This is a genomic window from Calditrichota bacterium (assembly GCA_013151735.1).
GTDB lineage: Bacteria > Zhuqueibacterota > JdFR-76 > JdFR-76 > BMS3Abin05 > BMS3Abin05.
This window is the reverse complement of sequence record JAADHR010000170.1, coordinates 1-7,346: the sequence shown is the minus strand read 5'-3', so window position 1 is coordinate 7,346 and position 7,346 is coordinate 1. Positions and strand designations below refer to the sequence as shown.

General features: G+C 48.5%; 5 protein-coding genes. All 5 read right to left on the bottom strand.

The annotated features are described in order from the left end of the window. Positions 1 to 151: 151 nt before the first annotated feature. Positions 152 to 988, bottom strand: a complete 837-nt coding sequence (locus tag GXO76_12010) for a methyltransferase domain-containing protein (protein ID NOY78584.1) — start codon at positions 986 to 988, stop codon at positions 152 to 154. A gap of 116 nt (positions 989 to 1,104) precedes the next feature. Beyond that, a complete protein-coding gene (locus tag GXO76_12005) occupies positions 1,105 to 2,571 on the bottom strand; it encodes an oligosaccharide flippase family protein (GenBank protein NOY78583.1) in 1,467 nt (488 codons plus the stop codon). 117 nt (positions 2,572 to 2,688) lie between these two features. Then, entirely contained in the window at positions 2,689 to 3,780 is a 1,092-nt protein-coding gene (locus tag GXO76_12000; GenBank protein ID NOY78582.1) for a 3-dehydroquinate synthase, read from the bottom strand. A gap of 139 nt (positions 3,781 to 3,919) precedes the next feature. Next, positions 3,920 to 4,918 carry a hypothetical protein gene (locus GXO76_11995; protein ID NOY78581.1) on the bottom strand — a complete coding sequence of 333 codons (999 nt, stop codon included), beginning with the start codon at positions 4,916 to 4,918 and terminating at the stop codon, positions 3,920 to 3,922. A 143-nt stretch (positions 4,919 to 5,061) separates the two neighbouring features. Further along, positions 5,062 to 7,257, bottom strand: coding sequence for a TonB-dependent receptor (locus tag GXO76_11990; protein ID NOY78580.1), 2,196 nt, complete (start codon positions 7,255 to 7,257; stop codon positions 5,062 to 5,064). Positions 7,258 to 7,346: the final 89 nt, after the last annotated feature.

Genomic DNA, 7,346 nt, shown 5'->3' with positions numbered 1-7,346 from the left:
ACGTCAATTATTTCTTTTTTCATTTTGTGTGCTCTTTTAAAAAAAATCGTTTGGGTAAGAGATTCATTCCATACAACACCACTGACAGTTACTGCAAAAATTAAACCCACGAAGTGGGTTGAACATTTGTAGTTTACGTGAAAAAAAATACTCACTCTTTTGTCAAAACAACATAGGACCGCACGCCTTCTTTTATCATAAAGCGAACGATTTTTTCCAGCCGGGTGAAATGCCCAACCGCATAAAACAGATTGGACAATTTTTCAAACAGGCTCAAATTCCAGGATTCTATTCTCGGATGATTGAAAAGATGCCGGTTCAACCAGCGAATGCTCCACAGAATCAATACGGGAATTTTGGTCGCGTACTTGATTTCCCACTCCAGGGTTCCCTGCTCCAGCACGCGCAATCCGGCTTTCTCGGCCATCGCTGCCATTTCTTCCGGACGGTAGGCCGTGTGAAAATACTCATCTCCGTCAATTTGAAATTTTTTCAACTCTCCTGTTTCAATCCATTGAGGCTTATTTTTGCGATAGTTCGGTGTGGTGACCAGCGCGCGGCCGCCCGGCCGAAGCACGTGTGCGATTCCGTCAAAAACGGCCTGCGGATGAAAGACGTGTTCCAGAACCTCCGAGCAGAGGTAGGAATCGATGGAATGCCTTTTCAGAAAGAAAAGATTCTCGGCGCTTCCCACCACAAAAAAAACACGATTCGAATGATTCCTGTACAGGCGCTCCCGGGCTTTTTTCAAAACCGAATGCGCCAGATCCACGCCAATGGCATCGCCGTTCTGGTATTCCCGGAGGTAAATTCCCGTGTTGCAGCCCGCATCCAGGAAACGCCCCTGAGCCTGCCGGACAAAATTCATAACAAATTTCTTCCGGAGTTTTCCCCGCAGGGTGTGATACACAATTTCCTCTTCCGGATACTTTTCCCCCACCTCTTCGTAAAAGTGTCTTAACCGCTTTTCATCAATTCGTGTGGACATTTTTTATCCGTCTAACTAATTATTCGCGCATTCGCGATCCCAAAAACAGGACTCTATTTTCATTTAAATCGCTTAAATTTGACCGAATCAAAAACAGGATTGCTTTCAGAAAGCTTCTAATTTCTTACCACAATTTTTTTCAGGGATTTCCATTCCGACTGTGTAAAGAAGCCCTGAAGGGCCAACAGGAGCGGAAATCCTGCCAAAAGTAACAGTCGAAATCCCACCGGCTGAAACACGGCAAACCAACGGGGCAGGAAAAAAAGGATCCCTCCGGCCAGGGCGATTTTTGCCAAACGCAGCCACTCGTAGGAAATAAAATAGGATCTTTGAGCAATCAGGTACAGCAGAACTGCCATCACAAAATAGGCACCGAATGTGGCCCAGGCCGACCCCATCATCCCGATGACGGGAATGAGGAGCAGATTCAATCCGATATTCACAACCGCACCGGAACCCGTCACCAGGGGCAGGTAAGAGGTTTTCTTTTTCAGGTAAATTCCCACCAGAAAGTTGACGTAAATACCGTAGAGCAGGTACGAGAGCATAATCACGGGCACAATAATCGTACTGCCCCAGTACTGTTCCCCAAAAATGGTTTTTCCCAAAATCCGAATTCGGACAATTTCGTTGATAAAAAGGGCAATCGTTAAAAACACAAAGGTTCCGCCGAGCGAGAAATATGTTAACACCTTTGAAAAAACAGCCTTTGCATTGTCCTGTTTGGACGTGGAGAGGAAAAACGGGTGCCAGGCAAATCGAAACGCCGCCACAAAAAGTGCCATAATCATCCCCAATTTGTAACCCGCCGAATAAATTCCGGTGATCGCATCTCCCAGTTTCCGATCGAGAATGATGCGATCGATCAAATCCATGATAATCACAGACAGGCCGGAAGGAATGTACGGCAGTCCAAATTTCAGAAGAAGGGATTCCGTCTGCCAGAGGAAATTAAAGCGGTACGTTTTCAGGATAATCGGCAAAACCAGAAGGAAGGTTAAAAACGAGGTAATGACCTGCGCCTGAAAAATTCCCTCGACGCCTCGGTGCAAATAAACGATTAAATAAACATTTGCCGAAAGATTTATGACCACATTTATGAGTTTCAAGCCCGTGAACTGGATGGATTTTTCTTCGGCGCGCAGCAAAATAAAGGGAATCACGGAAAGGGCATCGAAGAGCAAAATTCCCCCCGAAAGGATGATCAGTTCGGGGAAGGAGCGCCCTCCGAACACGATTTTTGAAATAGCCTCCGGTGAAAGTTCAATGAGAAGGGTCCAGAAAAGGGCCACCAGCGCTACAGAGGTGTAAGCCGTTGAAAACAAGCGTTTTCGGGCATCCCGATCCTCCTGCAGCACGTAGTAGCGCAAAAACGCGACATCCATGCCGTAGCTGTAAAACACATTCATGACCGCCAAAAATGTGAAGATCAGCGCGGCACGCCCGTACTCGTCTGTCGGCAGATAGTTGGTGTACAAGGGGAGCAAAAGAAAGCCAATAGAGCGGGTTACAATATGCCCGATTCCGTAAATGACCGAATGTTTGGCTAAACGCTTTAAACTGCCTACTAATGACGTTTCCATCGATTTCCTTTAAGAATTATGAGAAAGCCTAAAGAAGTCCATTCTGAAAAGATTTTTTACCCACGAATTTCTCAAATGATCACGAATTAGTCCTGCCCGATCTTCTTCTTAGGCCGATCAGGCTTTCGTAAAAATCCGCCCCACCGCCTCAAGCGATTGGCGGAACAACGCCCGATCGAAATCGACTTGAAGGGTTACTTTTCCAAAAGCTCGCGGTAAAACGACTTCTTTAGGCAATGCCTCCCCGGGGAAATCCGTTACTCTTTTTAAACACGACTCTATTTCCGGAGAAACACGCACGGATAATTTCAGGGATTTTAAGAGCGCCCGCAGCCGCCGGAAATCCATGGCATCCCCCTTGCCAATCTCCAGGCTGTAGTGCCAGCGCCAGAGAATATCCCACAGGTAAAGCTGACGGGGAGAAAAATCGGGACACTGCGTACCCAGCACGCCGCAAAAACTAATGAGGGGCTCCGTAAAAAATCGTTCCAGGATTTGATGAAATTCCGTGGGAAACAGAACGCTCTTTTTGATCTGGTAAATCTTATAAAGAACCTGTAAAAGCGTATCGGAATCTCTGGAAAGGAGCTGCGGCACGTTTTCTTCCAGAAAAACAAAAAGCTGTCGATCCAGAAGCGTGGCCAACCGAACGAGGGTCAGCAGTCCCATTTGGTAGGCCGGCTCAGGCAAAAACTGCAACGTGTGAACATCGACCCAGACCATTTCCCGGAACACACCCTGCGGTTTAAAGCGGTTGGGAACAGCTCCATCGAATAAAAAAGAATGTTGTAAAAAGGGGAATTCCGCCTGAGCAGACAGTGTCGTGGGTAAATGAAAAATATGCGGTCTGCTTTTCAGCAAACTGAATAAATAGTCAACAACATTAAAAAGCCGCTCTCCGCCGAAAAGAATAATCGACTGGTCGGAAAGGGAGGTACCGGGTTCCAACCGGCCCAAAATGGGTGTTAAACTTGCCAGGTCGGAAATGACCGGAACCGCAACCCGAACGCGTTTCACCTGTTTCCCTTTTTCCCGAAAGGCTGCTTCGAAGGGGTTGATGACGTCTTCCGGAAGGGAAGCGGGCGCCCAAAAAGTTACGTGTTCCGGGAATCCGAAAAGCTCGTACAATTCCACAAATTGGTGTGGATTCTCTTTTGTCAGGAAACCGGGAACCGCTTTTTCGCCAAAGGTTAAGCGAAGTTTAATCATTAAAATGTGCCTGAATGAGGGTTCATGATTCGTAAAAACGGATTGATTAAAAGTACAAAAAATTACGGGAAGATTCAAGTAAGAAGTCAAAACCTCACACTTCCCCGGCACATCGAACGTGCCGGGGACTGTGAATTTTTCAGAATCGGACACTCATGCCGAGTGTCGTTGAAAATCCGGAGAGATCGGTTGTAATGGCGTGGTTGTCGGGCGCCCGGGCAATCACATGTTCCAGTTTCACGCCATTTTGGTACGAATAGCCGGAAAGGTGCCCGAGATTTCGAGCGTCGTAACCGCCTTCGAGGGTTACGGAAAACAGATGTGTGGGGGAGTAAGACAGTCCGGCAAAAAGTCCGGAGCTGGTGTTCCATTCTTCAAAATAGCTGTTTCTGTACGATCCGTTGCCAAAAGCGTTGAGGAATTTAATATCGCTTTTCAGAAGCCCGACTTTTGCGCCGGTAAAGAGCTCCCAGCGTTGCGTCTGCCACAAACTGTACGCCAGGCCTACGCTCCCGCTCCAGGTTTCCAGAACGCGCTTGAGGGCCACGGCCACCCGGTTTTGATTCACAGCATTCAGAGCCGTTGACGTGGAGAGGTACTCCCCCTCCAGAATGGCCGTGAGTCGATGAGGCAGCCTTGCTTTTAATCGTCCCCGAAAAAGGGTTCCCGAGTGAATTTTCTTCTCTTTTGCATTGACCAGATTTTGCGAGGCGTAGGCTACAAACGATCGGTTAAAATCCGTTAAATACAATTTGGCCATGCCCACACTCCCGGAAAATTGCAGGTTTCCCTTTGCGAAATAATCCGAAAAAAAGGAGGGAGGAACACGCACGGCAATATCTCCCTTCCGAATAACAATTCCTTTTTTGAGCGACTGAATCTTTGCCACGGAAATGTTTTCATACGCCTTAATCACCAGAACACGACCGATTTTTATCCGCTTTCGCTTTCCGTTTTTGATGACATCCCGATAAATATCAAATACTTGATTATTTTGAATGTGATCCTTCTGCCCCAGTTTAATCACCACACCTTTCCCCCGGCTTCCCAGAATCTCACCCACTTTGGGCTGAGAATACGCCTGATTTATGCCAAAAAACAGTACAATCACGATCCAGATAAAAACCGTTTTTTTCATATTTTCCTCCCTGAAATGTTTAAATATCCCCCTAATAAATTGCCCACAAATGAGCACGAACTTTCACCTGTCAAACAACGGTCGTTTTTCCCTACGCAATTTGAATGCTCTCCAAAAGGGATCATTCAAACCTCCGAAGCGGTTCAGAAATACCCGGTCATTCCCAGTCTGAAATTGCGAATGGGTTCCAGATACCGCTCCCGCATGGTGTAATTGTAGTTGAATAAATTGTTAACCTCAAACACAAATGTCAGTTTTTTACGAGGGATACGCTGAACCCAGCGGATATTCCAGACCTTTCGGGGCACCCGCTCGTCCAGCGGGAAAACCTGCACCCGATCGACCCGGCTGGAATAGTCGAACTCCACCTGTAATTCACTCTTCCAAAAACGCAGCGAGGGAATAACCGTCGCTATTCTTCGGGGCCGATAAAACAGGCGCTTTCCCGTAACCAGGTCTTTGTGGTCCATCAGCGTGAAGCTGACATCCAGCCCCAGGTGATTGTGCCACCAACGCCCTTCGCTGGTAAATTCCACCCCCCGGATGCGGGGCCGGCTGATATTCAAGAACTGGATTGAATTGGACGTTATATCAATGGTCGGTTCAATCATGTCCCAAAAATCGTTTTGAAAAACCGCAAGGTCAACATACCAGTTGGATGTCAGGTTACTGCGCACACCCATTTCGGTTGACCACGAGCGCTCGGCTTTCAGCTCAGGGTTGGGCATCACTTCAAATCCGGCTAAACTGAGGGTCAGGAAACGCTCCATAATCGTGGGAACGCGGTATCCCCTGCCCACAGACGCGCGAAAAGCCACATTCGCCGACGGAAGCAGATTGACGGCCAGACGCGGGCTGAGCTGGATCTCCGTTTTTCGCTGATCCAGTTTGTACGAATCCAGACGCAGACCGGATGTTACTTTGACCAAGGGTATCGGCTGCCACTGATATTGAACGTACGGGCCGATATTCACGCCCTTGTGTTCACCAATCCATTTGTTTTTCCCCTGATCAATCTTGTATTCCACTCCGAATAAAAAAGCGTGTTTCTCGGCGGGAATCCAATCAAATGATGCTTCCATCCCCGGACCCACGGCCGGGAAAAATTCCCCGGGCCGGTTGTATTGATTCCCCAACAAAACATCATTTAATGAGATTCGGAAGCTTCCGGTAAATTTCGGAGAAAAGACATGCCGCAGTTTTGCGTACATCGTCCCGTTTTTTATGTGAATGCGGTTGGTTTCCATTTCAGCATCCATTGGCAAAAAAACGTGCGCCTGATCCCGCCACATGACCGGCTCGCCCCGATTGTCCCGCATGTAGGTGCTGAACACCGTAAGGTCCGTATTGGGTGTAAATGCGAAATGAAATTTACCGGTGAAGGTCATTCGGTGAAAAAAGCCGACCATCATGTAACCGGTGGAAACGTACCGGCTGGCCGTGAGGCGAATGCCCAATTTCCCCACCCGTTTGCTGAAGCTTAAATCCTGACGATTGTAATGCAATCCCCGCTCGTCGTAGTAGCGGTTTCGGCTGGTCCACTCCCACTGTTTGTAGGCCGGCCGGTCGTACACACCCCAGTTGACGCGATACGCCACGCGGGTTTGGGGTGTGGGCTTTTTTGTAATGATGTTAATCACCCCTCCCAGTGCATTTCCGCCATACAGGAAGGAACCGGCTGCCTTGATCACCTCAATGTGGTCGATGTCAATTAAAGGGACCAAATCCCAATTGATTTCACCGGAATCGCTGGCGTGCACCGGGACGCCATCAATCAAAAACATCACGCGCGTGCCCGCCCCGTAGGAAAATCCGGACGATCCCCGAAGATTCACCTGATTCCCCACAAACAGCGCTCCGGGAATTTCGCTGACGGCACCCATCACATCCACCACACCGCGGCGTACAATCTCTTTGGACTGAATCACGGCCACGCTTACCGGTGATTTCAGCAGCTCCTGGGCTTGTTTGCTCGCAATCACCACCACGGGGTCCATTTGGACCACATCCTCCCGCAGGAGAATATCCACCCGCGTGGTTTTTCCGGAAAATACCTTTACGGATTTAATCCGCGCTGTTTTGTAGCCCATCATTGAAATCCGCAGCGAATAGACTCCGGCCGGAACCTTTTCGATGAGAAATCTTCCCGTCCGGGAAGCGCTGGCTCCCAGAACAGTCCTTTCAATGATCACATCGGCGCCCGGCAGGGGGGTGCGATCTTTTGCCGAACGAATCGTTCCGGAGATTTTTCCGGTTGTCTGAGCCTGACTGTTTGCAGAACCCAACAGCGCCAAAACCAACACGCCACCCCCCAAAATACCCTTTATAATGGTTTTCATCAATTGCACATTCATCCGCATATTTCCTATGGTCGAAAGGTTGAAAAATCCACATGAATATCAACGCCCGTGCGAGTTTCCCCTTTGAC

What these genes read in the sequence shown, in the direction of transcription:
- GXO76_11990 (NOY78580.1), bottom strand. Translation starts at nt 7,257, where the DNA reads ATGAAAACCATTATAAAGGGTATTTTGGGGGGTGGCGTGTTGGTTTTG.
- GXO76_12010 (NOY78584.1), bottom strand. Translation starts at nt 988, where the DNA reads ATGTCCACACGAATTGATGAAAAGCGGTTAAGACACTTTTACGAAGAG.
- GXO76_12005 (NOY78583.1), bottom strand. Translation starts at nt 2,571, where the DNA reads ATGGAAACGTCATTAGTAGGCAGTTTAAAGCGTTTAGCCAAACATTCG.
- GXO76_11995 (NOY78581.1), bottom strand. Translation starts at nt 4,918, where the DNA reads ATGAAAAAAACGGTTTTTATCTGGATCGTGATTGTACTGTTTTTTGGC.
- GXO76_12000 (NOY78582.1), bottom strand. Translation starts at nt 3,780, where the DNA reads ATGATTAAACTTCGCTTAACCTTTGGCGAAAAAGCGGTTCCCGGTTTC.